The 26,722-nt window shown below is 73.9% G+C and carries 25 protein-coding genes; 7 read left to right on the top strand and 18 right to left on the bottom strand.

The features are described 5' to 3' along the window. Window positions 1-105 precede the first annotated feature (105 nt). The 4 genes from OVN18_RS05230 to OVN18_RS05215 all read right to left on the bottom strand — a co-directional run bounded on the left by OVN18_RS05230 (window position 106) and on the right by OVN18_RS05215 (window position 2,172). Window positions 106-936, bottom strand: coding sequence for a uroporphyrinogen-III synthase (locus tag OVN18_RS05230; RefSeq protein WP_267782423.1), 831 nt, complete (start codon window positions 934-936; stop codon window positions 106-108). A 178-nt stretch (window positions 937-1,114) separates the two neighbouring features. Further along, window positions 1,115-1,399, bottom strand: a complete 285-nt coding sequence (locus OVN18_RS05225) for a DUF3618 domain-containing protein (RefSeq protein ID WP_267738539.1) — start codon at window positions 1,397-1,399, stop codon at window positions 1,115-1,117. Between the two features lie 9 nt (window positions 1,400-1,408). Continuing rightward, window positions 1,409-1,813: a phage holin family protein gene (locus tag OVN18_RS05220; RefSeq protein ID WP_267782420.1), complete on the bottom strand. Its 405-nt coding sequence runs from the start codon at window positions 1,811-1,813 to the stop codon at window positions 1,409-1,411. Window positions 1,814-1,824: 11 nt separating this feature from the next. Next, entirely contained in the window at window positions 1,825-2,172 is a 348-nt protein-coding gene (locus OVN18_RS05215; protein WP_267738537.1) for a YtxH domain-containing protein, read from the bottom strand. 157 nt (window positions 2,173-2,329) lie between these two features. Here OVN18_RS05215 and OVN18_RS05210 point away from each other — a divergent pair, with 157 nt between their 5' ends. From OVN18_RS05210 to OVN18_RS05190, 5 genes are all read left to right on the top strand, one after another. Next, the gene (locus OVN18_RS05210) at window positions 2,330-3,361 is read left to right on the top strand and encodes a siderophore-interacting protein (protein ID WP_267782418.1); all 1,032 of its coding nucleotides are present in this window, start codon (window positions 2,330-2,332) and stop codon (window positions 3,359-3,361) included. Beyond that, window positions 3,358-4,425 carry a FecCD family ABC transporter permease gene (locus OVN18_RS05205; protein WP_267782416.1) on the top strand — a complete coding sequence of 356 codons (1,068 nt, stop codon included), beginning with the start codon at window positions 3,358-3,360 and terminating at the stop codon, window positions 4,423-4,425. Before OVN18_RS05210 ends, OVN18_RS05205 begins: the two co-directional genes overlap by 4 nt. Before the next feature lie 49 nt (window positions 4,426-4,474). Continuing rightward, window positions 4,475-5,689, top strand: coding sequence for a FecCD family ABC transporter permease (locus tag OVN18_RS05200; protein WP_267782414.1), 1,215 nt, complete (start codon window positions 4,475-4,477; stop codon window positions 5,687-5,689). Then, window positions 5,686-6,594: an ABC transporter ATP-binding protein gene (locus OVN18_RS05195; protein ID WP_267782412.1), complete on the top strand. Its 909-nt coding sequence runs from the start codon at window positions 5,686-5,688 to the stop codon at window positions 6,592-6,594. The genes OVN18_RS05200 and OVN18_RS05195 overlap by 4 nt, the downstream gene beginning before the upstream one ends. Window positions 6,595-6,688: 94 nt before the next feature. Then, complete coding sequence (locus tag OVN18_RS05190) at window positions 6,689-7,711, top strand: iron-siderophore ABC transporter substrate-binding protein (protein ID WP_267782410.1); 1,023 nt, start codon at window positions 6,689-6,691, stop codon at window positions 7,709-7,711. 116 nt (window positions 7,712-7,827) lie between these two features. Here OVN18_RS05190 and OVN18_RS05185 read toward each other — a convergent pair whose 3' ends face one another. Genes OVN18_RS05185 through hemE form a run of 7 tightly spaced genes read right to left on the bottom strand, consistent with a single transcriptional unit; the run spans window position 7,828 to window position 15,435 of the window. Beyond that, entirely contained in the window at window positions 7,828-9,192 is a 1,365-nt protein-coding gene (locus OVN18_RS05185; RefSeq protein ID WP_267782409.1) for a glutamate-1-semialdehyde 2,1-aminomutase, read from the bottom strand. Then, window positions 9,189-10,175, bottom strand: a complete 987-nt coding sequence (gene hemB, locus OVN18_RS05180; RefSeq protein ID WP_267782406.1) for a porphobilinogen synthase — start codon at window positions 10,173-10,175, stop codon at window positions 9,189-9,191. The genes OVN18_RS05185 and hemB overlap by 4 nt, the downstream gene beginning before the upstream one ends. Beyond that, window positions 10,172-11,113: a hydroxymethylbilane synthase gene (gene hemC / locus OVN18_RS05175; RefSeq protein WP_267782405.1), complete on the bottom strand. Its 942-nt coding sequence runs from the start codon at window positions 11,111-11,113 to the stop codon at window positions 10,172-10,174. The genes hemB and hemC overlap by 4 nt, the downstream gene beginning before the upstream one ends. After that, window positions 11,110-12,381 carry a ferrochelatase gene (locus tag OVN18_RS05170; protein ID WP_267782402.1) on the bottom strand — a complete coding sequence of 424 codons (1,272 nt, stop codon included), beginning with the start codon at window positions 12,379-12,381 and terminating at the stop codon, window positions 11,110-11,112. Before OVN18_RS05170 ends, hemC begins: the two co-directional genes overlap by 4 nt. Continuing rightward, the gene (hemQ, locus tag OVN18_RS05165; RefSeq protein ID WP_324287737.1) at window positions 12,378-13,031 is read right to left on the bottom strand and encodes a hydrogen peroxide-dependent heme synthase; all 654 of its coding nucleotides are present in this window, start codon (window positions 13,029-13,031) and stop codon (window positions 12,378-12,380) included. Before hemQ ends, OVN18_RS05170 begins: the two co-directional genes overlap by 4 nt. Further along, window positions 13,028-14,350, bottom strand: coding sequence for a protoporphyrinogen/coproporphyrinogen oxidase (locus OVN18_RS05160; RefSeq protein ID WP_267782399.1), 1,323 nt, complete (start codon window positions 14,348-14,350; stop codon window positions 13,028-13,030). The genes hemQ and OVN18_RS05160 overlap by 4 nt, the downstream gene beginning before the upstream one ends. Beyond that, the gene (gene hemE / locus OVN18_RS05155; RefSeq protein WP_267782396.1) at window positions 14,347-15,435 is read right to left on the bottom strand and encodes a uroporphyrinogen decarboxylase; all 1,089 of its coding nucleotides are present in this window, start codon (window positions 15,433-15,435) and stop codon (window positions 14,347-14,349) included. The genes OVN18_RS05160 and hemE overlap by 4 nt, the downstream gene beginning before the upstream one ends. A gap of 242 nt (window positions 15,436-15,677) precedes the next feature. On the opposite strand from hemE, the gene OVN18_RS05150 reads away from it, so the two are divergent. Further along, complete coding sequence (locus OVN18_RS05150) at window positions 15,678-16,970, top strand: glutamyl-tRNA reductase (protein WP_267782394.1); 1,293 nt, start codon at window positions 15,678-15,680, stop codon at window positions 16,968-16,970. On the opposite strand, the gene OVN18_RS05145 is transcribed toward OVN18_RS05150, so the two are convergent. The 6 genes from OVN18_RS05145 to OVN18_RS05120 form a co-directional block, all read right to left on the bottom strand. Next, window positions 16,967-17,380, bottom strand: a complete 414-nt coding sequence (locus OVN18_RS05145; RefSeq protein ID WP_267738523.1) for a pilus assembly protein CpaE — start codon at window positions 17,378-17,380, stop codon at window positions 16,967-16,969. The genes OVN18_RS05150 and OVN18_RS05145 overlap by 4 nt on opposite strands. A gap of 66 nt (window positions 17,381-17,446) precedes the next feature. After that, entirely contained in the window at window positions 17,447-18,214 is a 768-nt protein-coding gene (locus OVN18_RS05140) for a hypothetical protein (protein WP_267738522.1), read from the bottom strand. Window positions 18,215-18,391: 177 nt separating this feature from the next. After that, window positions 18,392-20,488 (bottom strand): hypothetical protein, encoded by a 2,097-nt coding sequence (locus OVN18_RS05135; protein ID WP_267782392.1) that lies wholly within the window; start codon window positions 20,486-20,488, stop codon window positions 18,392-18,394. Window positions 20,489-20,935: 447 nt separating this feature from the next. After that, window positions 20,936-21,844: a serine hydrolase gene (locus OVN18_RS05130; RefSeq protein WP_267782390.1), complete on the bottom strand. Its 909-nt coding sequence runs from the start codon at window positions 21,842-21,844 to the stop codon at window positions 20,936-20,938. Beyond that, entirely contained in the window at window positions 21,841-23,802 is a 1,962-nt protein-coding gene (locus tag OVN18_RS05125; protein WP_267782388.1) for a M13 family metallopeptidase, read from the bottom strand. Before OVN18_RS05125 ends, OVN18_RS05130 begins: the two co-directional genes overlap by 4 nt. 9 nt (window positions 23,803-23,811) lie before the next feature. Beyond that, window positions 23,812-25,095 (bottom strand): MFS transporter, encoded by a 1,284-nt coding sequence (locus tag OVN18_RS05120; RefSeq protein WP_267782387.1) that lies wholly within the window; start codon window positions 25,093-25,095, stop codon window positions 23,812-23,814. 33 nt (window positions 25,096-25,128) lie between these two features. Here OVN18_RS05120 and OVN18_RS05115 point away from each other — a divergent pair, with 33 nt between their 5' ends. Next, window positions 25,129-26,451, top strand: coding sequence for an MATE family efflux transporter (locus OVN18_RS05115; RefSeq protein ID WP_267782386.1), 1,323 nt, complete (start codon window positions 25,129-25,131; stop codon window positions 26,449-26,451). An 18-nt stretch (window positions 26,452-26,469) separates the two neighbouring features. Here the strand turns inward: OVN18_RS05115 and OVN18_RS05110 are convergent, their stop codons facing one another. After that, the gene (locus tag OVN18_RS05110) at window positions 26,470-26,637 is read right to left on the bottom strand and encodes a CsbD family protein (protein ID WP_267782384.1); all 168 of its coding nucleotides are present in this window, start codon (window positions 26,635-26,637) and stop codon (window positions 26,470-26,472) included. Between the last annotated feature and the right edge of the window lie 85 nt (window positions 26,638-26,722).

The following is a 26,722-nucleotide window of genomic DNA, read 5'->3' as shown; positions in this document are numbered from 1 at the left end:
TGAGCCGCGGTCGGCGCCGCCGCGGCCGGCATGATGCGGCCGGCATGGTGCGGGATGCCCCGGCCGCGGCATCCCGATACGAGGCGTCGTACCGCCGCCCGCCGCCTACCGGGCCGCGGGAGGGCGCACGTCGCCCGACTCGAGCACGTAGTCGGAGAGCGCGCGCACGAGCGCCGCGCTCGAGCGCTCCTCGGCGATGCCCTGCACCGTGAGGCCGGCGGCGCGGGCGTCGAAGGCCGTGCGGGGGCCGATGCAGATGCAGACCGTGCTGCTCGGCAGGGGGGAGAACTGCTCGGCGATCTGCCGGGCGACGCTGCCCGAGCTGACGAGCAGGGCGTTGATGCGGCCGGCGGCGACGTCGTGCACGACGGCCGCCGGGGCGGCGGTGCCGATGGTGCGGTACGCGCTGACGAAGCGGGCGTCGATGCCGGCGGCGGAGAGCCCGCTGACGAGCGTGGGCTCGGCGATCTCGCTCTGCGGGATGAGCACGGGGCCGTCGGCCTGGGTGCCCGGCCACTCCTTGACGAGGCCGCGGGCCGAGTGGTCGCCGGGAACGAAGTCGACCCGGTAGCCGGCCAGCTGCAGAGCGTGGGCGGTCGTCTCGCCGACGGCGGCGACGCGCGTGCGCTCGGGCAGGCGCACGCCCTGGCTCATGAGCACGTCGACGGTGGTGGCGCTCGTCACGACGAGCCAGCCGTACTCGCCGGACTGCAGACGGTCGAGCTCGGCGGCCAGCTGCTCGGGGTTCTCGGTGCCGGCGAAGTTGATGAGCGGGGCGACGACGGGGATGGCGCCGAGAGTGCGCAGGGCGGCGGAAATGCCGTCGCCCCATTTGCCGCCGCGTGGAACGAGCACGCGCCAGCCGAGAAGGGGCTTGATCACCGGCAGGGCCCCGGTGGGGGTGCGGTCGATGATCGCATCGCTCGGAAGGGACATCCCGACCATCATCACCCTGTGCGGCCGGGAACCCTAATCGAGAGCATCACGATCCGGTTAACCGCCGCGCCGCCCACCCGCCGAATCGGCGAGGGGCGGCGCGAGGGGATGACGCGGCGGCGCGATCGAGCGGCGCTCGGGCCGCGCACAGCTCAGTCGTCGTGCTCCGTCGTCGTGGTCAGTCGTCGCTGAAGATGGCCCAGGCGATGAGCCCGACGAGGCCCACGGCGACGGCGGTCGCGCCGACGATCCACGGCACGGGGTTCTCGTCGTACGAGCGCTGCGCCTTGGCGTAGAGCTCCTCGCTGCGCTTCTTCACGTCGAGGCGGTCCTCGATCGCGTCGAGCGTGTGCTCGAGCTGCGCGCGGGTCGCCTCCACGGAGTCGGTGACGGCCTCCTTCGCGTGGGCGACGGCGCTGTCGATGGACTTCTCGGTGCTGCTGGGGTTCTGGGCGTCGGTCATGGCTGGCCTCTACTTCCTGAGTCCGCGCACGGCGCGGACGTCTTCCTTGACACTGTCCATCGTGTCGGTGGGCATGGGGGGCACGCCGCGCTTGAGCGCGGCGATGCCGATGAGGGCGACGAGCACGGCGATGAGCAGCAGCGCACCGCCGACGATGAGGGCGGCGGCCCACGCGGGCATCACGGTCGCGAGGCCCAGCACCGCGGCGAAGAGCAGCACGATGAGCGCGAGCAGCGCGAATAGCCCGGCGCCGACGAGCAGCCCGGCGCCGATGCCGGCGGCCTTGAGCTTGCCGGCGATCTCATCCTTCGCCGCCTGGATCTCAGCGCGCACGAGGTCTCCGATCAGTCGGGGCACGTCGGCGATGAGGGCGAACAGGCCCTTGCGCTCGCCGCTCTGACGGGGGTCGGTCATGTCGGCGCCGATCAGGAGGAGCTCGAGCTGCTCGAGCCCTTCGCGGTCGAGCTCTTGGTCGAGCGCGTGGTCTTGGCCGCCGTGCCGGAACCCGAGCGGCTCGAGCCGCTGGTGCTCGACGAGCCGCGGCCGGTCACCTGCGAAGCGAGCTTTTTGGCGTTGTCGCCCACGAACTCGGCGACCTCCGGCCCCTTCTCCTTGACGAAGTCCTCGACCTGGTCGACGCGCTGCTGCACGCGGGGGTCGCTCCAGAGCCTGTCGGCGGTGCGCTTGATCTGGTTGTAGCGCTCGCGACCGGCCTTCGCGCCGAGCACGTAGCCCACGCCGATACCGGTCAGGAACAGGATCTTTCCGCGCATAGTCGTCTCCTCGTATCGTCAGCCGCGCGACCGGTGAGACACCGGTGCGCGGCCTCCCAGCGTAGTCGCGGGCACGGGCGGCCTGCAGGTTGCGTGGAGACTATTCCCAGGGCATCCCGACTCGCGCGTCGCCGCGGCGTTCCTGCATACTTAGGTAATGCTTACCTCACCCGCGAGTGCGATGCCGGCCGCCGTCGATGCGACCGCCGCGCCGACCGTCGAGTACCCCGCGTACCGCCCCTTCGCCGCGGTCGTCGAACGGGTTCTGCCGCTGAGCCCGCACCTCGTGCGGGTGACGTTCACGGGCTCCGACTTCGACGTGTTCGCGCCGACGGGGCTCGATCAGCGCATCAAGCTCGTGCTGCCCCTCGAGGGCGGCGGGATGCCCGATCTCGGCCAGCACGACGAGCAGTGCATCCGCGAGGGCGGCTGGTACGCCCGCTGGCGCGCGCTGCCCGAGGGCGAGCGGCCCGCGTTCCGCACGTACACGGTGCGCAGCATCCGCCCCGGACGCCGGCAGCTCGACGTCGACATGGTGCTGCACCCGCCGGTGCCGGGAGCGGTGGACGGGCCGGCCGCCGCCTGGCTGCGCCGGGCATCCGTCGGCGACGCCGTCGTCATCGTCGGCCCCGACGCCCGCACCGCCGACCCGACCATCGGCTGCGACTGGCGGCCCGGAGCGGCCCGCCACCTGCTGCTCGTCGGCGACGAGACCGCGGCGCCCGCCATCTGCTCGATCATGGAATCGCTCGAGCCCGGGGTCACCGCGCAGGCCTTCATCGAGGTGCCGTCGAGCGCCGACATCCAGAACGTGGTGCCGAAGGGCGCCTCGCGCATCGCCTGGCTCGCCCGCGACGCCGGCTGCGAGACCGCGCGGGGCTTCGAGGCCGTCGCCCCGCGGGGGGAGCTGCTCATGCAGGCGGTGCGCGGCTGGCTGCCGCGGCACACGGCCGAGCTCGCGAGCGTCGTGCGATCGACGCCGGATGCCCTCGACGACGTGGACGTCGACCACGAGCTGCTCTGGGACAGCCCCGTCGACCCGACCACGGGCGACTTCTACGCCTGGATCGCGGGCGAGGCGGCGAGCGTCAAGCTGCTGCGCCGCCACCTGGTCAGCGAGGTCGGCGTCGCCCGCACGAACGTCGCCTTCATGGGCTACTGGCGGCACGGCCGCAGCGAAGGGCAGTGAGCGCGAGCAGCCCCGCGCTCGCCCCGCCCGCTCCGGCGCCGCGGCGACCGGGGATCCGCAGCGGGCGCCGCCTGCTCGGCGCCGGCGCCCTCCTCGGCGGCCTGCTCGTCGCCGTGGCCCTGAGCCTCGCCGTCGGGGCGCGGGCGACCGACCCGATCGTCGCGGTGCTCGCGCTCGTCGACCCCGCGGCCCTCGGCCCCGACTCGGTCGATGCCGTCGTGGTGCGCGAGCTGCGCATCCCGCGCACCGTGATCGGCCTGCTCGCGGGCGCGGCCCTCGGCGTCGCCGGCATCGTCATGCAGGGCGTGACCCGCAACCCCATCGCCGACCCCGGCCTGCTCGGCGTCACCGCGGGCGCCTCCTTCGCGGTCGTGCTCGGCATCGCCGCCGCCGGGGTGACCTCGGTCGTCGCGCTCGCCGGGTTCAGCCTGCTCGGGGCTCTCGCCGCCGCGGCGCTCATCGCCGCGATCGCCGCCACCTCGCGCGTCGGCAGCGATCCCGCCCTGCTCGTCGTCGCGGGCGCCGCCGTCACCGCCGGCCTCAGCTCGATCACGACCCTCGTGCTGCTGGGCGACCCCGAGACGCTCGACCGCTACCGCTTCTGGACGGTCGGCTCGCTCACGGGCCGCGACCTCGACGGCGCCCTCGCGCTCGCGCCGCTCATCGCCGTCGGCATCGTCGGCGCGGCCCTGCTCGCCAGGGCCCTCGACGCGCTCGCCCTCGGCGACGACGTCGCCCGCGGGCTCGGGTTCCGCCTCGCGCCGACGCGCGCCGCCGCCATCGCCGCGATCGTCGTGCTCGCCGGTGCGGCCACCGCGATCGCCGGGCCGATCGTCTTCGTCGGCCTCGTCGGGGCGCACGCCGCCCGCGTCGCCGTCGGCGGCTCGCACCTGGCGCGCATCCCCGTCGCCGCCGTCGCCGGAGCCGCCCTCGTGCTCATCGCCGACGTGTTCGGCCGCCTCGTCGTGCCTCCGGGCGAGCTCGAGGCCGGCATCGTCATCGCCGCGCTCGGGGCACCCCTCCTCATCCTGCTCGTGCGCTCGCGCGAAGGGCTGCGCGCATGACCGGCGCACGGCTCCCCTCCTCCGCTCGCACGCTCCTCGGGGCGCGCGCATGACCGGCGTTCTCGCGCGCGGCCCCGTCCGCCCGCCCGGTCCCACCCCGCGCCCGCCCGCGGCCATCGACGGGACGCACCTGCCCGCCGCCTGCCTCGCCACCATCGACGCGATCGAGCACGGGCGCCGCCGCGACCGCCGCCGCGGCCTCCTGGTCGCGGGCGCGCTGCTGCTCGTCATCGTGGCGGGCGGGATGCTCTCGCTCGCGCTCGGCGCCGTCGCCCTCCCCCTCGACGAGGTCGTCGCCGGCCTGCTCGGACTCGACGGCGCGGGCGGCGCGCAGTTCATCGTGCAGGGCGTGCGGCTGCCGCGCCTCGCCCTCGCCCTCGTGGTGGGGGCCGCGCTGGGCCTCGCCGGAGCCCTGCTGCAGTCCGTCGTGCGCAACCCCCTCGCGAGCCCCGACATCGTGGGCGTCACGGGCGGCGCCTCCGCCGCGGCCGTGCTCGCGCTCGGCACCGGCCTCGTCGGCACCGCCGTCACCGGCGCCGCCCTCGTCGGGGCGCTCGTCGCCACCGCGCTCGTGCTGCTCGCGAGCGGTCGCGGCGTCAGCGGCGCCCGCTTCGTCGTCATCGGCATCGCCGTCGCCTTCCTCGCCAACGGCATCGTCGGCTACGCCCTCACCCGCGCCACCCTCACCCAGGCCGAGAGCGCCTACTTCTGGCTCGTCGGCTCGGTCGGGTCGCCCTCGTGGGAGAAGGTCGCCATCGTCGGGGGCGCCCTCGCGGTCTGCGGCCTCGTGCTCGTCGCCGCGCGGCGCCCGCTCGCCGCGCAGGCGCTCGACGACGGCTCGGCGCGCGCCCTCGGCGCACGGCCCGTCATCACGCGGGTGGGGGCGATGGTCGTGTCGAGCATCCTCGCCGCCGCCGCGGTCTCGGTCGCCGGACCGATCGCCTTCGTCGCCTTCGCCGCCGGGCCGATCGCGCGCGGGCTGCGCGGGCGCGGACCCGCGCTCGGCACGGCCGCGCTCGTCGGAGCCGCCGTCATCGTCGTCGCCGACCTCGTCGCGCAGCATCTCGTGCCGGGGGCGTTCCAGCCGCCGGTCGGCCTCATCACCGGCGCCGCCGGATCGGTCGTGCTGCTCGTGCTGCTCGTCCGCGGCGGGCGCGGGGGGTCTGCCGGCCGTACCGCGCGCGGGGCCGCGACCGCGGCACGCCCTGCCGTCCCCGCCGTCCCCGCCGTCCCCGCCGTCCCCGGAGAGGATCCCCGCCCATGAGCCCCGCCGCACGCCGCGCCTCGGTGCCCACCGCGCCGCCCGCCGCGCCCCCTGTCGGCAGCGCCGTGCCGAGCTCCGCGCTCGACCTGCTGCACGCCGCCGCCGGCGACGGATCGTCACCGCCCGTGCTGCGGGCCGAGGGCCTCGCCCTCGCCTACGGCGCGCGCACGGTCGTCGCCGGCGTCGACCTCGAGATCGCTCCGGGTCGGCTCACGGCCCTGGTCGGCGCGAACGGCAGCGGCAAGTCGACCCTGCTGCGCGGCTTCGCCCGCCTGCTGCCGCCGCAGGCCGGCCGCGTCACCCTCGACGGGGTCGACGTGGCCCGCATCCCGAGCCGCCGCATCGCGCGGGCGATCGGCGTGCTGCCGCAGTCGCCGATCGCGCCCGAGGGCATCCGCGTCGCCGAGCTCGTCGCCCGCGGACGGTACCCCCACCAGGGCATCTTCCGCGGCCGCCGCAGCGACGACGACGTCATCGTCGCGGCGGCGCTCGAGGCGACCGACGCCATGCAGCTCGTCGACCGTCGCGTCGACGAGCTGAGCGGCGGCCAGCGGCAGCGCGTCTGGATCGCGATGGCGCTCGCGCAGCAGCCGCGCATCCTGCTGCTCGACGAGCCCACGAGCGCGCTCGACATCGCCCATCAGGTCGAGGTGCTCGACGTGCTGCGGGCCGAGGTCGCCCGCGGGATGACCGTGGTGCTCGTCATCCACGACCTCACCCTCGCCGCGCGCTACGCCGACGATCTCGTCGTCATGGCCGAGGGCGCGATCATCGCGCGCGGGGCGCCGGGCGAAGTGCTGACGGGCGAGGTCGTGCAGCGGGCCTTCGGCGTCGAGGCGCGGGTGCTGGAGGATCCGGATACGGGTCGGCCGGTCATCCTGCCGCGATCCCAGCCCCTGCCCTAGCGCTCAGGTGGCGACACCCATGGGCGTGTTGTAAGGTAAGCCTATCCTTACCAACCGCAGCCGCCAGGCCTGCCCGCCTTCCAGGAGTCACCCCGTGCTCACCCCCGTCCGCCGCGCCGCCGCCGCCCTCATCGCGGTCGCCGCGATCACCCTCGCCGGATGCTCGACCGCCGCCGAGACCGACACCGGGTCGACCGGTGCCGACGACGCCGCGTTCCCCGTCACCCTCAGCCACGCCTTCGGCGAGACCGAGATCACCGAGGCGCCCGAGCGCGTCGTCACCTGGGGCTGGGCCACCGCCGACGCCGCGATCGCCCTGGGCGTGACGCCCGTCGCCATGCCGTTCCAGGCCTACGGCGGCGACGAGGAGGGGATCCTGCCCTGGGTCGCCGAGGCCCTCGAGGAGTCGGGCGACGAGACCCCGACCATCCTCACGAACACCGGCTCCGACATCCCCTTCGAGGAGATCGCCGCCGCGGACCCCGACGTGATCCTCGCCCAGTACTCCGGTATCACCGAGGAGCAGTACGACACGCTCAGCGAGATCGCCCCCGTCGTGGCCTACCCCGACCAGCCGTGGTCGACCCCGTGGAAGGACATCGTCACCATCACCGGCGAGGCGCTCGGGCGGCAGGACGAGGCGGCGACCGTGCTCGCCGACATCGAGCAGCAGATCGCCGACGCCGCCGCCGCGCACCCCGAGTTCGAGGGCCTCATGCTCGCGACCGCCTGGGACAGCGCCGCCGGCACCTTCTACGTCTACGCCGATGAGGACCCGCGGGTCGAGTTCATGCTCGACCTCGGCTTCGTCAACGCCCCCGCCGTCGACGAGCTCGACACCGACGAGTCGCCCTTCTACTTCACGCTCTCGTACGAGCGGGTGAGCGAGCTCGTCTCGGACGTGCTCGTCGTCTACGGCGCCAACGAGGCCGAGGCCGACCTCGTCACCGAGGGCGCGTACGCCGCCTCGCTGCCGGCCGTGCAGGAGGGCGCCGTCGCCCGCCTCATCGGCGAGGACTTCATCTCGTCGGTCTCGCCGCCCACCGCGCTCTCGCTCTCGTGGGGCCTCGACGAGGTCGTCGACCAGCTCGCCGCGGCGGTCGCCGCCCGCGGCTAGCCGCAGACCGGGGCCGGCGCGCGAGCGTCCGGCTCACCACCAGGCCGAGGGGCCCGCGGATCGCCGTCCTGCGGGCCCCTCACTGCGTCCGCGGTCGGAAGACCTCCGGGCCGCTCCTAGAGCGCGGGCGTCGCCGCCGCCGCGGCCTTCGCCGCGGGCCCCGCCGCGGCGAGCACGCGCTCGATCGCGGCGTCGTCGTGCGCGGCCGAGACGAACCAGGCCTCGTAGACGCTCGGGGGCAGCGAGACCCCGTGCTCGAGCATCGCGTGGAAGTACGCCCCGAAGCGCCAGGTGTGCTGATCCTGAGCCTCCGCGTAGTTCTGCGGAGCATCCGGCCGGAAGAAGATCGAGAACTGCGAGCCCGCCCACGCGACCGTGTGCGCGACGCCCTCGGCGCTGAGCGCGGCCGAGAGGCCGTCGGCGATCGTGCGCGCCGTGCGCGGCAGGCGGTCGTAGACCTCGGGCCCGGCACCGCGCAGCATCGCCGCACCGGTGGCGACGGCGACGGGGTTCCCGCTGAGGGTTCCCGCCTGGTAGACCGGGCCGAGCGGGGCCAGCAGGTCGAGGATCTCGGCGCGACCGCCGAGGCCCGCGAGGGGCAGGCCGCCACCGATGATCTTGCCGAAGGTCGTGAGGTCGGCGTCGTAGCCGGAGCCCGCGGCCTCCTCGAGGCCCCACCAGCCGGCGGCCGTCGAGCGGAAGCCCGTCATGACCTCGTCGACGATGAGCAGAGCGCCGTGCGCCCGCGCGGTCTCGCCGAGCAGGCGGTTGAAGCCCGGCTTCGGGGGCACGACGCCCATGTTGGCGGCGGCGGCCTCGGTGATGATCGCCGCGATGCGGTCGCCGTGCAGGGCGAAGACCTCCGCGAGGGCATCCTCGTCGTTGTAGGGGATGACGATCGTCTGGGCGGCCGTCTCGGGGGTGATGCCCGCCGAACCGGGGATGCCGAGGGTGGCGATGCCCGAGCCCGCCTCCGACAGCAGCGAGTCGGAGTGGCCGTGGTAGTGCCCGGCGAACTTGACCAGCAGCGGCCGGCCGGTGGCGCCGCGCGCGAGACGGATCGCCGTCATGGTCGCCTCGGTACCGGTCGAGACGAGGCGCAGCTTCTCGATGCCGCGGCGCTCCGAGGCGCCCTCCCCGAGGGTCAGCCGGTCGAGCACGAGCTCGGCGAGCTCGACCTCGCCGGTCGAGGAGGCGCCGAAGCCGAGACCGCGGGCGACGGCCTCGTGGGCGGCGGCGATGACGTCGGGATGCGCGTGCCCGAGCAGCGCCGGACCCCACTGGCCCACCAGGTCGACGTACTCGGTGCCCTCGACGTCGACGACGTAGGGGCCGTGGCCGCTCGCGAGGAAGACGGGGGTGCCGCCGACCGAGCGGAAGGCGCGCACGGGCGAGTTGACCCCGCCGGGCGTCACGACGAGCGCGCGCTCGAAGGCCTCGGCGTTGGTCGTCGGCGTGCGGCCGGAGATGAAGCGGGTCATGTGACGAGTCCCTTCTCGACCAGGTCGAGGGCGGCGTAGCTGAGCACGGCGTCGGCGCCCGCGCGGCGGATGGAGGTGAGGGCTTCGAGCTGGGCGCGGTCGCCGTCGATCCAGCCGTTCTTGGCGGCGGCGGCGATCATCGCGTACTCGCCCGAGACCATGTAGGCCCACACCGGCACGGGCGAGATGTCGGCGACCTGCCGCAGCACGTCGAGGTAGCCGAGCGCAGGCTTGACCATGACGACGTCGGCGCCTTCATCGAGGTCGAGCATCGCCTCGCGCACGCCCTCGCGCCCGTTGCCGGGGTCGAGCTGGTAGGTGCGGCGGTCGCCGACGAGCGCCGATTCGACGGCATCGCGGAACGGCCCGTAGAAGGCGGATGCGTACTTGGCCGAGTAGGCGAGCAGGGCGACGTCGGGAAAGCCGGCCGCATCGAGGGCGGCGCGGGCGACCGCGGTCTGGCCGTCCATCATGCCGCTGAGGCCGAGCAGCTGGCTGCCCGCCTCGGCCTGCGCGACGGCCATGTCGGCGTAGCGCTCGAGGGTGGCGTCGTTGTCGACCCGGCCCTGAGCATCCAGCACGCCGCAGTGGCCGTGGTCGGTGAACTCGTCGAGGCAGAGGTCGGTCTGCACCACGAGGGCGTCGCCGACCTCGGCGGCGATCGCGCGGGTGGCGACGTTGAGGATGCCGTCGGGGTCGGTCGCGCCCGAGCCGACCGCGTCGCGCGCGCGCGGAACGCCGAAGAGCATGAGGCCGCCGAGCCCCGCCTCGGCCGCGCGCACGCTGAGCGCGCGCAGGCTGTCGAGCGAGTGCTGGTCGACGCCGGGCATCGAGGCGATGGGCTGCGCGGCATCGAGCCCCTCGCGCACGAAGACCGGCAGCACGAGGTGGCGCGGGCGCAGATCGGTCTCGCTCACGAGGCGGCGCATGGCCGGCGTCGTGCGCAGACGGCGGGGGCGGATGCTGGGCCCGAGATCGCTCATCGTGCGCCCTCCTTCGGCATGAGGTCGGCGGCGCCGTTCTGCAGCAGCTCGTCGACGACGCGGTTCGCGAGATCCTCGGCGGGGGTGCGGGAGTCGTCGACGTACTGCGCGTGCGCGCTCGAGACCTGCTCGCCCTCGGGCGAGTAGACCCGCGCGGCGAGGAACATCATGCCGTCATCGATGAAGGCGTGGGCGCCGAGCGGCGCCGAGCAGCCGGCCTCGAGCTTGCGCAGCACGGCGCGCTCGGCCTCGACGGCGGTGCGGGTGGAGGCGTGGTCGAGGCCGATGAGGGCCCGCTTGAGCGCGCCGGAGACGTCGGCGCGCGTCTCGACCGCGAGCGCTCCCTGCCCGGGCGCGGTGGGCCAGCCGTCGATGCCGAGATGCTCGGTGACGACGCCCTCGCGCCCGATGCGCTCGAGCCCGGCGGCGGCGAGGATGACGGCGTCGAGGTCGTGCTCCACGCCCTCCCTGTCGCCGAGCACGCGAGCGAGCCGGGTGTCGACGTTGCCGCGCATCTCGACGACCTCGAGCTCGGGGAACCGGCGGCGCAGCTGCGCCTGGCGCCGCGGCGAGCCCGTGCCGACGCGCGAGCCCGCCGGGAGGTCCTTCAGAGCGACCCCGCCCGCGACTACGCCCGCGTCGCGGGCGTCGGCGCGCTTCGGCACCGCCCCGATCACGAGGTCGGGGTGCGGCGCGGTCGGCAGGTCCTTGAGCGAGTGCACGACGACGTCGCACTCCCCCGCGAGAAGGGCCTCGCGCACGGCGACGACGAAGACGCCCGCGCCGCCCATGCTCGCGAGCGGGGCGGTGGAGACGTCGCCCTGCGTGGTGATGGTGACGAGCTCGACCTCCTCGCCCGTGCGGGCCGCGATCGAGTCGGCGACGCGCTGCGACTGCGCGAGAGCGAGCGCACTGCCGCGCGTGCCGAGCCGGATCACGGCTGCAGGCCCGAGATGGCGGGCTTGAAGCCCGCGCGCACGTTCTCGCAGCAGCCGGGGCGGCACACGTCGTACCAGGGGCCGAGCTCGGTCTCGCGCACGCGGTCGTTCTTCGCCGTGCCCGTCAGGCGCTCCTCGACGAGGTCGATGAGCCCGCTGACGTAGACGGGGTCGACGCCGGGGGTCGGCACGCGCAGGCCGATCACACCGTGCTCCTCGCACGTCTCCATCGCCTCGGTGTCGAGATCCCACATGACCTCCATGTGGTCGCTCACGAAGCCGACCGGCACCATGACGATCGCCGTCGCGCCGGCCGTCGCGTGGTCAGCGATGGCGTCGTTGATGTCGGGCTCGAGCCACGGCTGCGTGGGGGGGCCGGAGCGGCTCTGGTAGACGAGCTGCCACTCGACATCCGGGATCTCGCCGAGGGTCTCGTCGGCGCGGAGCTCGGCGAGCGCCTTGGCCATGATGACCTCGGAGACGGCGGTGTGCTGCGCGGCGTAGGCGCCGCCCTCACCCCAGTCGACATCCCGCGGACCGCTGCGCTCGGCGTCGGAGGTCGGGATCGAGTGCGTGGCGAAGAGCACCCGGGCGGTGGCGAGGTCGCTGCCGCGGGCGATGAGGTCGCGCAGGGCATCCACCACGCCCGTCACGAAGGGCGCGACGAAGCCGGGGCTGTCGAAGAACTGGCCGACCTTGTCGATGCGCATCTCGCCCCAGAGGCCGGTCGCGTCGAGCGCCTTGGCGAAGTCCTCGCGGTACTGGCGGCAGCTCGAGAAGCTCGAGTAGGCGCTCGTGGCGAGGCCGAGCACGGTGCGGTGGCCGTCGTCGTAGGCCTGCTGCACGGCCTCGGGCAGGTACGGGTCCCAGTTGCGGTTGCCCCAGTAGATGGGCAGACCCAGCCCGCGGCGGTCGGCCTCGGCCTGCAGCGCCTTCTGCAGCTGGCGGTTCTGCTCGTTGATCGGGCTCACGCCGCCGAAGTGGCGGTAGTGGTGCGCGACCTCCTCGAGGCGCTCGTCGGGGATGCCGCGGCCGCGCGTGACGTTGCGCAGGAACGGGATGACGTCGTCCTGCCCCTCGGGCCCGCCGAAGCCGGCGAGGATGACCGCGTCGTAGGCGACGGGCTGCTCGACGTGCCCCGGCACGGCGAACTGCTGCGCCGTGTCGGTCGCCGCGCGGGCGAACTGCTCGCCCGCGTACGTGCCGTCGACCAGGTCGACGACGACGGCCTTGCCGTGCTCGTCGAGCTTGTTGTTCGTGATCGTCATCGGATGACCTCCTCGATCTCGTCGACGCCGATGCGCCGACCGGTGTAGAACGGAACCTCTTCGCGCACGTGCCGGCGCGCCTCGGTGGAGCGCAGATCGCGCATCATGTCGACCAGATCCATGAGCTCGTCGCTCTCGAGCCCGAGCAGCCACTCGTAGTCGTTGAGCGCGAACGCCGCGACCGTGTTGGCGAGCACGCCGGTGAACGCGCTGCCCTGCCTGCCGTGCTCGGCGAGCATGCCGCGGCGCTCGTCCTCGGGCAGCAGGTACCACTCGTACGAGCGCACGAAGGGGTAGACGCAGAGCCAGCCCTTGGGCTCCTTGCCGAGCATGAAGGCGGGGGCGTGGCTGCGGCTGAACTCGGCCTGCACGTGCACGCCCATGGCGATCCAGCTCGGCAGCAGGGCGGCGAGCAGGTCGGCGCGGCGCAGGGTGCGCACGGCCTGCTGCAGCGCCTGCGGGTCGGGGCCGTGCATCCAGATCATCAGGTCGGCGTCGTCGCGCATGCCGCTGACGTCGTAGAAGCCGCGGATGGTCACGCCCGAGGCTTCGACCTCCTTCACGGCGCGCTCGATGCCGCCGCCCATCGCCGGCCGGCGCGGGTCGCGGCGCAGCACGACGTAGGTGGTGTACTCGGTCTTGTCGCTCACAGTGACTCCTGCTCTCGGGCTCGGGCGCCCAGCTCTTCGGCGGTGCGGTGGGCGTGGTCGATGACGGCGGCGAGACCGGTGCCGCTGATCTGCTCACCGACGAGGGGGATGCTCTCGGGCGCCGCGATGCGTGCGGCGCGCTGCCACGTCGTGACGGCGCTGTCGACGAGCTGCGCCCGGGTGAGCAGCACGCCCAGCAGAGCGGAGGCGTCGCGCAGCGCCTCGTCGACCTCGGGCGCGGACTCGTAGCTGAGCCGCAGCACCTCGCGGCCCGCCGCGGCCTCGCGCACCCACGCCCACTTGGCGCTGAGGTGGGTGAGCGCGCGGGCGCGCACGGCGGTGCCGCGGGCGACGAGCACGCCGGTGCCGCGGGGCGAGTCGGCGAGCTCGGGGGCGTTCACGACCAGGGTGACGAGGTGCGTCGCCGTCGTGACCGCGGGGCGACCGTCGGCCGGGTCGACGAGGCCGGGCGCGGCGACGACGATCTCGCCGTGGCGCAGATCGGGGATCGGCTCCCCGTCCTCCCCGATGCGGAGGGTCGCGGGATCGGCATCGGGATCGGCCGCGAGCACGACGTGGTCGGGGTGCACCTCGGCCACCCGCACCCCGTACTCGACGGGCACCCCGTAGCGGTCGAGCTCGGCGAGCAGCGCGTCGACGAGGGTGGCCATGCCGCCCTCGAGGCCGGCGACGAGCGAGCCGGCCGGGGCGTCGATCCGCAGCCGCGTGACGGCGCGGGCGAGCGAGTTCTCCTGCAGCATCGCGTGCACGAGGCCGGGGGCGGCCGAGACCGGCAGGTCGTCGGGGTGCTTCGAGTGGATCCCCTCGACGACGGGGGCGACGAGCCGCTCGAGGATGCCGTCGCCCATGCGCGCCCGCACGAGCGCGCCGAGGCTCGCGGCGTTCGCGCCGCGGGGGCCGGGGAGGAGGGCGTCGAGCATCCCGCGCCAGGCGGCACGGCGGCCGACGACGCGCACGACGTCCTCGGCGAGCGGCGCGGAGGGGATGCCCATGAGGCTCACGCGCGGCAGCGGCACGGTGACCCCGTCGCGCGCGTGCAGCCAGGCCGGGGCGTCGAGCGGCGCGACGATGCGGTCGGCGAGCCCGAGTCGCTCGAGGTAGGCGCGCACGGTGCCGCCGCGGGTGGCGAAGGCCTCGGCCCCCGAATCGAGCGGGATGCCCGCCACCTCGTGACGCGCGATCTGCCCGCCTGCGCGGTCGGTGGCCTCGAGCACCCGCACGGTGCGACCCTGCAGCACGAGCTCGCGCGCGAGCACGAGGCCCGCGACGCCCGCTCCCACCACGAGGGTCTCGGTCATGACCAGCCGCGCTCCGCGGTCGGCGAGGGCTCCTCGCCGTGGATGAGGCGCACGAGGCGGGTGAGCACATCGGGGTCGGTCTCGGGAGGGACGCCGTGGCCGAGGTTCGCCACGTGCGCGGGGGCCTTCAGACCGGCCGTCAGCACGCCCTCGGCGTGCGCGGCGAGCGCGGGCCACGGAGCGGTGAGCAGCGCCGGATCGATGTTGCCCTGCAGCGGCATCGCATGGTCGAAGACGGCCGAGGCCTCGTCGAGCGGGGTGCGCCAGTCGATGCCGACCGCGTCGACGCCGAGACCGGCGATCTCGCGCAGGATGGGCGCGGTGCCGAGGCCGAAGTGGATGCGCGGCACGTCGAACCCGCGCAGGTGGTCGAGCGCGCGCTTGGAGTGCGGGGCGACGCGGCGCACGTAGTCGTTGCGCGAGACGGAGCCGATCCACGAGTCGAAGAGCTGCGCGGCGCTCGCGCCCGACTCGACCTGGGCCCGCAGGAACTCGCCCGTGACGTCGGCGCACCAGTTGAGCAGCCCCGCCCACGCGTGCGGGTCGGCGTGCATCATGGCGCGGGCGCGCATCTGATCCTTCGACGGCCCGCCCTCGACGAGGTAGGCGGCGAGGGTGAACGGCGCGCCGGCGAAGCCGATCAGCGGCGTCGTGCCGAGCTGCTCGACGGTGAGGCGCACGGCCTCGCGCACCGGCTCGAGCGCGTCGGGCTCGAGCGGGCGCAGGCGCAGCACGTCGGAGGCCGAGCGGACGGGCGAGTCGATGACGGGGCCGCGCCCGGCGACGATGCGCACGTCGACGCCGGCGAGCAGCACCGGCACGACGATGTCGCTGAAGAAGATGCCCGCGTCGACGCCGTGCCGGCGCACGGGCTGCAGGGTGATCTCGCTCGCCATCTCGGGCGTGAGGCAGGCCTGCAGCATGTCGCCGCCGGCCCGCAGCTCGCGGTACTCGGGCAGCGAGCGCCCGGCCTGGCGCATGAACCAGACAGGGGTGCGCTCGGGGCGGTCGCCGCGGAGCGCCCGGACGAGGGCGGAGTCGGCGGTGCGACCGTCGGACAGGGGGTGAGTGGGGTGCAGCGGCACCCGACAAGGATAGGTGCGCCCGGATGGGAGCCGGATGGGCGCGGGCCGACCGCGCCCGGTGCGCTCGCCGTGCGCGGTCGGAGCAGATGGGGCCGCGCGGTCGCGGCGTCGGAGCGGCCACCCCTGCACGGTCGGAGCGGATGCCCCTGCGCGGTCGCGCTCGAGGCGCTCATCCGTGCAGGCGCATACCCCGACCCCGTACCACGAGCGGGCGTTCAGCCGGGGCCGAATAAACTGATCCCGTGCTCCTGTGCGTGACGGCGAATCATCGCAACACCCCGTTCGAGATCCTCGAACGGCTCGCCGTCGACGCCGACGCCCTCTCCGCCGCCGTCCGGGCGGGCTCTCCCGCCGTGCGCGGCGCCGTGACGGTCGCCACCTGCAACCGGCTCGAGGTCTACCTCGACGCCGACAACGTGCCCGCCGACGCCCACCGCTTCGCCCGCGACGCCGTTGCGAACGCCCTGCGCGGCCTCGGCGACGAGCAGGGCGTCGACGTGGCCGGGAGCGCCGACGTGCTCGACGCCTCCGAGGTCGTGCACCACCTGTTCGCCGTCTCGGCCGGCCTGGAGTCGGTCGCCGTCGGGGAGGAGGAGATCGCCGGGCAGGTGCGCCGGGCCGCGCAGGCGGCGCGCGAGAGCGGAGCATCCACCGGGCGTCTGGATCGCGTCTTCCAGGAGGCGATCCGCACCGCCCGCGCCGCACGCGCCCAGGGCGATGCGAGCCGCACCGGCCGCAGCCTCGCCCGACTCGCCCTCGATCTCGTGGGCAGCCGACTGGCCGACTGGGGCACCGCGCGCGTGACCCTCATCGGCACCGGCCGCTACGCCGCCACCACCGTCGCCGCCCTGCGCGATCGCGGCGTGCAGACCATCGTCGTCTACTCCCCCACCGGCCGCGCGCAGGTGTTCGGCACCCGGCACGGCCTGGAGTGGACGAACGACGTGCGCGAGGCGATGACCGGTTCCGACGTGGTCATCACGTGCACCACCCGCCTGAGCGTCGAATCCGGCGATGTGCCGGTGGATGCTCCGCCGCGCTTCGTCGTCGACCTCGGCCTGCCCCGCAACGTCGACCCCGCCGTCGGCGAGATCGACGGCGTCACGCTCATCGACCTCGAGACCGTGCGACTGCACGCTCCGCTCGTGCACTGGTCGGCGGAGGAGGACGCCCGCAGCGTCGTCGACGAGGCCGCGCACTCTTTCGTCACCGCCGCCTCGGTGGAGCCCTCGATCGTGGCCCTGCGCCGCCACGTTCTCGACCTCGTCGACGAGGAGATCGCGCGGGCGAAGCGCCGTGGCGACGACGACGGCCGCATCGAGGAGGCGCTGCGCCATCTGACGAGCGTGTTCCTGCACACCCCGTCGACGCTCGCCCGCCGCCACGCGGCGGCCGGCCGCGGGCTCGAGGTGGCCACCGCCGTCGAGACCCTGTTCGGCATCGACGCGCCGGCGCTGCCCTCGGTGACGCGATCGCTGCGTCGCGGGCCGGACGGCGTGATCGCCGGGCCCGCCGACGACGCGGCCTCCGCCTAGGCGCTGACCCGCTCGAGCACGGCGAGCAGCGCAAGCCCGTAGGCCTCGGGTGCGGAGACGCTCTCGTACACCCGCTCCTCGCCCTCGCTCTCCGCCGCGAGAACCACACGGTAGAGCTCGTCGTGCCGTTCGAGTCGCACGAAGGCGGAGCGGAGCAGGTCGCGCAGCTGATCCTCGCGGGGCAGCCAGAGGGCATCGGCGACGTCGACCGAGTCGAGCGCCCACTCGGTCGTGCCGTTGAACCCCAGCACGGTGCCGGTGGAGTACTCGTGCGGCTCGATCATGAGATCGCTGATGGTGAAGACGTCGGCGTCGAGTTCGGGCCGGTCGATCTGGAATCGGTCGCCCGAGAGCGGCTTCCATCGCAGCCCGGCGTCGCGCAGCTGTCGGGCGAGCGAGGTGGAGATCATGTCGGCCAGGGTGTCAGCCCGAGCCGGGCGGCACCTGTGGGATCCGGCGGCGGTCTGCGCCGGGGCTCAGCGTCGGGCGGGGCGCCCCGCCGCCGCCGCGGCGAGCAGCACGGCGAGTCCGCTGAGGAGGAGGAGTCCGAGGGGGGCGAAGGACGCCGGACGGGTCTCGTCGCTCGACGTGCTCGCGAGCGCGAGCGTCGGCAGGTCGACGTCGACCGCCTCGTCGAGGGCGACAGGGCTCACGAGCTCTGCCGGGGGCGCGCCGGTCGGGGACGAGGACGGAGCGGCGTTCGCCGGGGCGGAGGCGCTCGACGCGTTCGCGCCGACGAGGGGCGCGGGCACGGGCGGGGCCGCGCTGGGCGCCGGACCAGCGGTGCTCGGCGCTGGGACCTCCCCACGCGGTGCCGGGGGCGGGGTCAGCGTCGGCACGGGCACCACTTCGGCACCGGTCTGGCAGGATTCCGGAGCGGAGACGGTGATCGTCCATTCGGTGCGGATCCCGGGGGCGAATGCTCCGAGGAAGGGAGCCGCCTCGACGCTGAAGGTTCGCGGGCCGACGGAGTGGGTGCCCGAGGAGGTCTCCACCCCGTCGACGAACCAGATCACCTCGGGCTCGCCGCTCAGGGTGTACCCGCCGGGAGCGTCGCAGGTGGCGTCGATGGCGGAGGCCGTCGGCTGCACGGTGACGGTGGGCGGCAGCTCGATGATGACGTCCTCGTGAGCATCGAGCGGCGACGCGGAGGCGGACGTCAAGGGCCCGTGCACGCCCGCGATCGTGATGACGAGCCCGAGGGCCACGGCGGTGATGCTCGAGACGGTGCGGGGGTGCGACACGGCGGTCGGCTCCTCAGGACGGAGAGCAGGAGGCGCCGCGACGGCGCCGGGAGTGAGGGAGCGCTTCCGACCCCGGGCCCTGACGGGCACCGGAGTCGGAAGCGGGGATGCACGGCCGAGGCGGAGACGAGTTTCGGGTCACGCCCCGCCCCGACCGCGCGGCCGCGGGTAGTGCTGCTAGTTCTCCTCGGAGACCGGCTGCGGGCGGCGCAGGAGCACCAGTCCCAGGCCGGCCATGAGAGCGACCAGTCCGGCGATGCCGAGTCCGCCCAGTGCGGCGCTCGGACCGGTGAGGGCGAGCGTCGACGGGTCGTTCAGCGCCAGGGTGGGCAGCTCGCCGAGCGGCGTCACCGGCACGGCCGGGCAGAGCGCGGTGCGCTCGGCGTCGGTCATGGCTCGGGTGCGCAGCTCGGTCGTCTCGACCGCGGATCCGGCGACCCACTCGCGGTCGACGAGAACGTACGGCGTCGTGCTGACCGTGCGCGACTCCGTGATCGTCGTGGTGTCGCAGTCCTTGCCGCTGAACATCCAGTCGCCGACCACCTCGAGCGCGGCCGGCTCGAGGTCGACCGGGCAGTACTCGTCGAGCTCGGCCTCCGTCATCGGACGCGTGCGCTCCTCGGTGTCGACGACGGACTCGCCGGGCACCCACTCGCGGTCGACGAGCACGTAGGGCGTCGTGGTGACGGTGCGCGTCTCGGTGACCTCGCGGGTGTCGCAGTCGGCGCTGCTGACGACCCAATCGCCGAGAACCTCCAGCGCAGCCGGCTCGATGTCGACCGGGCAGTACTCGTCGAGCTCCTCCACCGTCATGTCGCGGGTGCGCTCGCGCTCGGTCACGACCGGCTCACCGGGAACCCACTCACGATCCACCAGCACGAACTCGGTGCGGGTGATCGTGCGCGTCTCGGTCACCGTGCGGGAATCGCAGTCGGGCTCGCCGACCATCCACTCACCGCGCACGACCAGGGCATCGGGCTGCTCATCGACCGGGCAGTACTCGTCGAGCTCCGCAACGGTCATGTCGCGGGTGCGCTCGCGCTCGGTCACGACCGGCTCACCGGGAACCCACTCACGATCGACCAGGACGAACTCGGTGCGGGTGATCGTGCGCGTCTCGGTCACCGTGCGGGAATCGCAGTCGGGCTCGCCTACCATCCACTCACCGCGCACGACCAGGGCATCGGGCTGCTCATCGACCGGGCAGTACTCGTCGAGCTCCTCAACGGTCATGTCGCGGGTGACCGTCTCGCTGCTCGTGGTCGGCGTACCGACCCATTGGTTGCCGACGCGAGCGTAGGTGGTGGTCGTGACGGTGCGGGTCTCGGTGATCGTGCGCGTCTCGCAGTCGGTGCTGACGACCGACCACTGGCCGTTCTCGACCTTGGTCTCGGGCTTCGGCCCGGCGCAGGCGTCTGAGATCTCATCGACCCCCGAGGCCTTCACGGTCGAGCCGGCGACGACGCCGGTGCCCGGGCCGCCCCAGGTCGCCGTGAGGGTGGTGCTCGAGCGCGGAGTCTCGTAGATGGAGTCACCCGGCGTGGCGACGTGGGTCGCGCCGTCGCTCAGGGAGAGCGTCACCGGGGTGCTCGTGGGGTTGCGGAACCGCCAGGTGTTCGTCGTGTCGACGGCGCAGGCGGTCATGTAGGTGAGCTGCACCGGCACGGTGACATCAGGTCGGGCGCAGGGGGTCGAGGTGCCCGTGAAGGTCTTCGTCCAGCCGCGCGAGCCGGTCGGGTCGTCGTGGGCGATGATCGCGACGGAGTAGGAGTGCGCGACGTACTTGTCCCCGTAGGTGTACGACTTCGCGAAGCTCTTGCCGAAGTCGGCCCTCTCGACGACGACCCCGTCGATGGTGACGGTGACCGTGTTGGTCGTGGCGGGGGTGCCGGGGGTGGTCGTCACCGTCGAGTCCCAGAAGAACCACGAGCTGTTGCTGCCGTTGGCCTCCTGGAAGGCCACGTCGAGGGGCAGTTCGCCCTTGTAGTTGCTGGTGTTCGCCTGCCAGTTGCTGCTCGGCGGAACCTCGGTGGGCGCCGTTTCGGTGTTCCCACCCGTCCACGAGTAGCGCTGGTACGTGGTCGTGGAGGTGCCGGGGACCGCGGCCTTCTGGTCGGCGTACTGGGTGAGGTTGACCGTCAGCGTCTGACAGTCGGTCGTGACCCTCGGCGTATGGGCGGACGCGGCCGTGGTCGACACGAGCGCACCCCCCAACCCGAGGACGAGGGCGACCAGGGCGGCTGCCGGGGCAGTGAAGAATCTCTTGCGCAACATTGCGTGCTCCTGGGGTGGGGAGCCGTGCGCGGCTGAGGGTTCAGGCGCGACGGAATTCGGGTGGGGTGGTGCACCGAGCACGGGGGCGTGCAGCGGAGCTCGCGCACCGGCACGCATGAGCGCAGGGTGCCGCGACGGGTTCAGCGGTGCTGCGCGTCGATCGGGATCGTCGCGCAGTGGGTCGAGTTATCGGGTCGGTGATGCGGGGGCTGCGACGGATGGGGGGTCCGTCTGGCATCTCGCCCTCGGCGAACGTCGGGTGAGCGCGAGTCGAGATGTGGGGATACCGTAACTCTCCCCCGTCCGGGGGGCAACCCCGAACAGTCTGTCTGTCCCCCCCATTGGGGGAGGCGGCACTGGGGAGGAGCGGTAGGCGGGCGCGTCCGCGGCGACGCTCGTGCCGTGATCGACCGCCGGCCGGGAGGACACCGGGCGGGCGGCGGCCGACTAGTGCACCTGCTCCAGCAGGTCGACGCCGAACGTGCGGAGGGCATCCATCACCCGAAGCCGAGTCGCGAGGTCTCGGTCGTCGAAATGCACCGAGACCGCGTAGGCGAGCCCGCCCCGCGGTCCGCGCAGAACCCCGGCCTCGCTGCGCACGCCCGTGTCGCTGCCGGTCTTGTTGACCATCCAGGTGTTGTGGTCGACGCCGCGGTGGGTGAGCGGGTCGCGGCCGAACGCGCTCGCCACCATCGAGAGATCGGCGTTGAGCGAGAGCCAGCCGAGCACCCGCTGGCTCGTCGCCGGGTCGATGACGTGGCCGTGGGTGAGCGCGTAGAAGAGCCACGCGAGCTCGGCCGTCGACCCGACCGAGAGCTGCGGGGCGTCGTCGGGCCCGCGGGAGTCGCGCACCACGTCGAGCAGGGCCGTGCGCACCAGCCCGAGCGACTCGGTGCGCCGGCGCACGGCCGCGAGACCGATGTGCCGCAGCAGTGCGTTGGTCGCGAGGTTGTCGCTCGTGGCCCCGACGAGCGCGGCGAGATCGGCGACGGGGAGGGACGGGGCCTGCATGTGCTGCCAGAGCCCCGAGTCGGCGACCGCGTCGGAGAGCTGACGATCGACGATCACGAAGTCGCTCAGGCTGCGCTCGGTGAGGCGCGCGCTCACCTCGATCAGCAGCAGGATCTTGCCCACCGAGGCCGTCGGCAGCACGATGCGCTCGTCGACGGCGAAGACGCTCTGGCCCGACTGCAGGTCGACGGCGGCGACCGACACCTTCGCGCCCTCGTAGGCGAGCGCGCCCAGCGCGCGGAAGGAGGGCTTGAACGACGGCGACCGCTCGGGCGACCGATGGCGCGCGACGATCGGGGCGGCGGCTCGCGCGCCCCGATCGCGCTTCATCGGCGTGGTGGTCACCAGATCGTCACGCGCTCCTTCGGCTCGAGCCAGAGAGCGTCGTCGGGGGTCACGGAGAACGCTTCGTAGAACGCGTCGATGTTACGCACGATCTGGTTGCAGCGGAACTCGTTCGGCGAATGCGGGTCGATCGAGAGCAGGCGCAGCGCCTCCTCCGGCCGGATCGCGATCTGCCAGGCCTGCGCCCACGACAGGAAGAAGCGCTGAGCACCGGTGAGCCCGTCGATCACGGGCGGCTCGGCGCCGTCGAGCGAGATCAGGTACGCGCGCCACGCGATGCCGAGACCGCCGAGGTCGCCGATGTTCTCACCGATGGTGAGGGCGCCGTTGACGTGATGGCCGGGCGCCTCGGTCGGTTCGAGGGCGTCGTACTGAGCGATGAGGGATGCCGTGCGCTCCTCGAACGCCGTGCGATCCGCCTCGGTCCACCAGTCGTGCAGCCGCCCGTCGCCGTCGTAGCGCGAGCCCTGGTCGTCGAACCCGTGCCCGATCTCGTGGCCGATGACCGCGCCGATCGCGCCGTAGTTGGCTGCGGCATCTCGCCCCGCATCGAAGAAGGGGAACTGCAGGATCGCCGCGGGGAACACGATCTCGTTGAACCCGGGGTTGTAGTAGGCGTTGACCGTCTGCGGGGTCATGAACCACTCGTCGCGGTCGATCGGCTGGCCGATCTTGCCGAGCTCGCGCTGGAACTCGAACTCGCCCGCCGCGCGCACGTTGCCGAGCAGGTCGTCGGCGTCGATCGCGAGGCTCGAGTAGTCGCGCCAGCGCACGGGGTAGCCGATCTTCGGCGTGAACTTCTGCAGCTTGTCGAGGGCGCGCTCGCGGGTCTCGGCGGTCATCCACGGGAGCTCGGTGATCGAGCGGCGGTAGGCCTCGACGAGGGTGGCGACGAGCTCGTCCATGGCCGTCTTCGCCTCGGGGGCGAAGTGGCGCTCGACGTAGACCGCGCCGACGGCCTCGCCCATGGCGCCCTCGACGATGGAGACGCCGCGCTTCCAGCGCGCGCGCAGCTCGGGGGTGCCGGTGAGGGTGCGGCCGTAGAAGGCGAAGTTCTCCTCCACGAAGGCGCTCGAGAGGTACGGCGCGGTCGAGCGCATGACCGACCAGCGCAGCCAGTCCTGCCAGTCGGCGAGCGCGCCGTCGGCGAGCAGCGCGGCGACGCCCTCGTGGAACGAGGGCTGGCGCAGCACCACCTCGGCGAGCGCCGTGGTCGGGATGCCGTAGCCGTCGCGCCAGAGCGCGAGATCGACGCCGCCCGTCGCGGCCTGCCACTCGTCCCAGCTGCGCAGATTGTAGGTGGCCTTGCTGTCGCGGCTGCGCACCTTGTCCCAGTGGTGACCGGCGATCGCGGTCTCGAGGGCCACGATGCGCGCGGCGCGATCGGCGGCGGCGTCGAAGCCCGCGAGGGCGAGCATGCGCTCGACGTGCCCGCGGTAGGCGACGAGCGTCTCGGCGTGGGCCGGCTCGCGGTAGTACGACTCGTCGGGCAGGCCGAGGCCGGCCTGCTCCACGATCACGAGGTAGCGCTCGGGGTCGCCCGGGTCGTTGTCGACGTAGAGCGCCGTGAAGCCGCGGGCACCGCGGCGCTCGAGGCGGCCGATGGCGGTGAGCAGGGCATCCCGATCGGCGATGTCGTCGATCTCGCCGAAGAGCGGCTCGAGGGGGGCCGCGCCGAGCGCCTCGACGCGCTCCTCGTCCATGAAGCTCGCGTACAGATCGCCGACCTTGCGCTCGAGGGTGCCGGGCTGGGCGCCCTGGGCCTCCTCGATGATGGTGCGCACCGCCTTCTCGGCCTCCTCGGCGAGCACCATGAAGGAGCCGTAGCGGGCCTTGTCGGCGGGCACGGGCGTGCGGGCCATCCACCGGCCGTTGACGTGCCGGAACAGGTCGTCCTGCGGGCGGATGGCGGGGTCGAGTTCATCGGCGGCGATGCCGCTCGTCAGCGCGTCGGTCACCCGGCGAGCCTAGCCCTCGACCTTGGGGGCGGCCGGGGACGCCGGCGCGGCCGGGGCGGCCGAGGGCGGGGCGGATGCGCCGGCGACCGGCCGTCGCATCGAGAGGGCGAGCGCGGCACCGAGCGCGAGGAGGCAGAGGAGCGCCAGAGCCGCCGTCGCGAGACCGGGCCCGACGGCGGCACCGAGCAGACCGGCGACCGGGTACGTCACGAGGTACCAGGCGTGCGAGGTCGAGAAGCGGGCGGCGAACACGGCCGGCCGGTCGGCCGCGGCCGCATCGCGCCGGATGATGCGCGCGCTGGGCGTGCTGATCGCGCAGCTCGCCGCCCCGAGGAGGAACCACAGCACGGCGACCCCGGGGAGCGAGAGCGCCCCGGTGAGCGCGAGAGCGGCGGTCGCGCCGAGGGCGAGAGCGGCGAGCACCGCCCCCGCCGCCATGGCGGTCCGGTCGGTGAGGCGGCGCAGGATGCGCGGCAGCAGCAGCGCGACGACGATCGATCCGGCGCCGAACAGCACGAGCGCCACCGCGAGCGGGGCGGAGGGATCGGCCGGGTCGGCCGCCCCCGCCTCGAGCAGCAGCACGACGGTCGAGACGAGCACGGTGGCGAACACGGCGGCCGTCGCCGCATCGAGCACGGCGAGGAACCGCAGCGAGGGCGTTCCGGCCAGCAGGCGCACCCCGCGCGTCAGCCGCGACCGGAAGGGCTCGGCGCCGCCCCCTGCCGGGACGGTGATGCGCGAGAGCAGCACTCCGAGACCCGAGAGCAGGAAGCCCGCGGCGGTGACCGCGAACAGCGCGGGGGCGGGCAGCACGAGCACGAGCAGCGCCGCGATGATCGGGCTCAGCAGCGACTCGAGGTCGTAGGCGAGCCGCGAGAGCGACTGCGCCGCGGTGTAGTCGCCCTCGTCGGCGAGCACCACCGGGATGACCGCCTGGTAGGTCGGGGTGAAGACGGCCGAGGCCGACTGCAGCAGCACGATCGCGAGGTAGATGTGCCACTCCTCGGTGGCGAGAACGAGGCCGGCCGCGACGACCAGGCGCGCCGCATCGGCGGCGAGCAGGATGCCCCGGCTCGAGCGGCCCGTGAGCAGCGCGCTCGCGATCGGCGAGACGATGACGTAGGCGGCGATGCGGATCGTCAGGGCGATGCCGAGGATGCGTGCGGCCTCGTCGCCCTCGAGCCGCACGGCGAGGAGGGCGAGCGCGACGGTCAGCACGCCCGTGCCGACGAGGGAGGCGACCTGCGAGCCGAAGAGGGCGGCGAAGCGGCGGTCGCGCAGCACGGAGAGCACGCTCGAGGGTACGCCGCCGACTACCGTGGGCGGGTGCGCGCCCGCCTGCCCCGCCTCCGCCCGCTCGATCGCGAGATCGCCGCGCTGGCGGTGCCCTCGCTCGGGGCGCTCGTCGCCGAGCCGCTCTTCGTGCTCACCGACACGGCCATGGTCGGGCACCTCGGCGCGGCCCCGCTCGCCGGGCTCGGCCTCGCGGCGACGGTGCTGCAGACGGCGATCGGGCTGCTCGTGTTCCTCGCCTACGCGACGACCCCCCTCGTCGCGCGGAGGCTCGGGGCCGGCGATCGGCGCGGCGCGCTCTCGGCCGGCGTCGACGGGCTGTGGCTCGGACTCGGTCTGGGGGTGCTGCTGCTCGCCGTGATGCTGCCGCTCTCGTCGCCGGTCATCGCGGCGTTCGGGGCGAGCGGGCCGGTCGAGGCCGAGGCGCTCACCTACCTCACGATCTCCTGGTGGGGCGTGCCGGGCATGCTGCTCGTGCTCGCGGCGACCGGGGTGCTGCGCGGCCTGCAGGACGTGCGCACGCCGTTGCTCGTCGCGGTCGTCGGCTTCGGCGCGAACATCCTGCTCAACGCCGCCCTCATCTACGGGGCGGGTCTCGGCGTGGCCGGCTCGGCGCTCGGCACCGTCATCGCGCAGTGGGGCATGGCGATCGCTCTCGTCGCCGTCGTCGTGCGGGCGGCCCTGCGCGAGGGTGCGGCGCTGCGCCCGGGCTTCGCCGGACTGCGCGCGGCCGCGACCGCCGGCTCCTGGCTCTTCGTGCGCACGCTCTCGCTGCGCATCGCGCTCGTCGTCACCGTCGCCGTCGCGACGGGGCTCGGCACGGTCGAGCTCGCCGCCGCCCACGTCTGGTTCGCCGTCTACAGCCTGCTCGCGCTCGTGCTCGACGCCCTCGCGATCGCCGGGCAGACGCTCGTCGGGCACGCACTGGGGGCGGCCGAGGTGCCGCGGGTGCGCGCGACGACCCGGAGGCTCGTGGGGTGGGGCGTCGTGGTCGGCGCGGGCCTCGCGCTCGTGCTGCTCGCGCTCGCGGGCCCGCTGAGCGTCGTCATGACCTCCGATGCGGCGGTACGGGATGCCCTTCCCGCCGCCCTCGTCGTGCTCGCGCTCGGCCTGCCGCTCGCCGGGCTGGTCTTCGTGCTCGACGGCGTGCTCATCGGGGCCGGCGACGGGCGCTACCTCGCGGTCACGGGCATCCTGAACCTGCTCGTGTACCTGGCGGTGCTCGCGCTCGTGCCCGACCTCGGCCTGCTCGGCCTGCTGGCGGTCTTCGCGTTCGTCTACCTCGGAGCGCGGGCGGCGACCCTGAGCGCACGAGCGCGCGGCACCGCGTGGATCGTCACGGGTGCCGCGCGCTGATCGTGCGGGGCGTCGACGCTACTTCGTGAAGGCGTCCTTGACGTCGTCGCCGGCCTGCTTGAGGTTGGCCGTCGACTGCTCGGCGTGACCCTCGGCCTCGAGGCGCTCGTTGCCGGTCGCCTTGCCGAGGCCCTCCTTGGCCTTGCCGATGAGCTCTTCGCCCTTGTGCTCTGCCTTGTCGTTCATGCGGTGCTCCTTCCCTCGGGGGTCTCCCACGGTGGCAGGAGGCCGTCAGGGCCGCCAGGGGCGGGCGGGCGACGTGGAGGCCGCG

Origin of the sequence: Microcella daejeonensis, assembly GCF_026625045.1 — a bacterium.
Lineage (GTDB): Bacteria > Actinomycetota > Actinomycetes > Actinomycetales > Microbacteriaceae > Microcella > Microcella daejeonensis.
The sequence above is the reverse complement of the archived record's forward strand: the minus strand, read 5'-3'. Positions and strand labels throughout refer to the sequence as shown.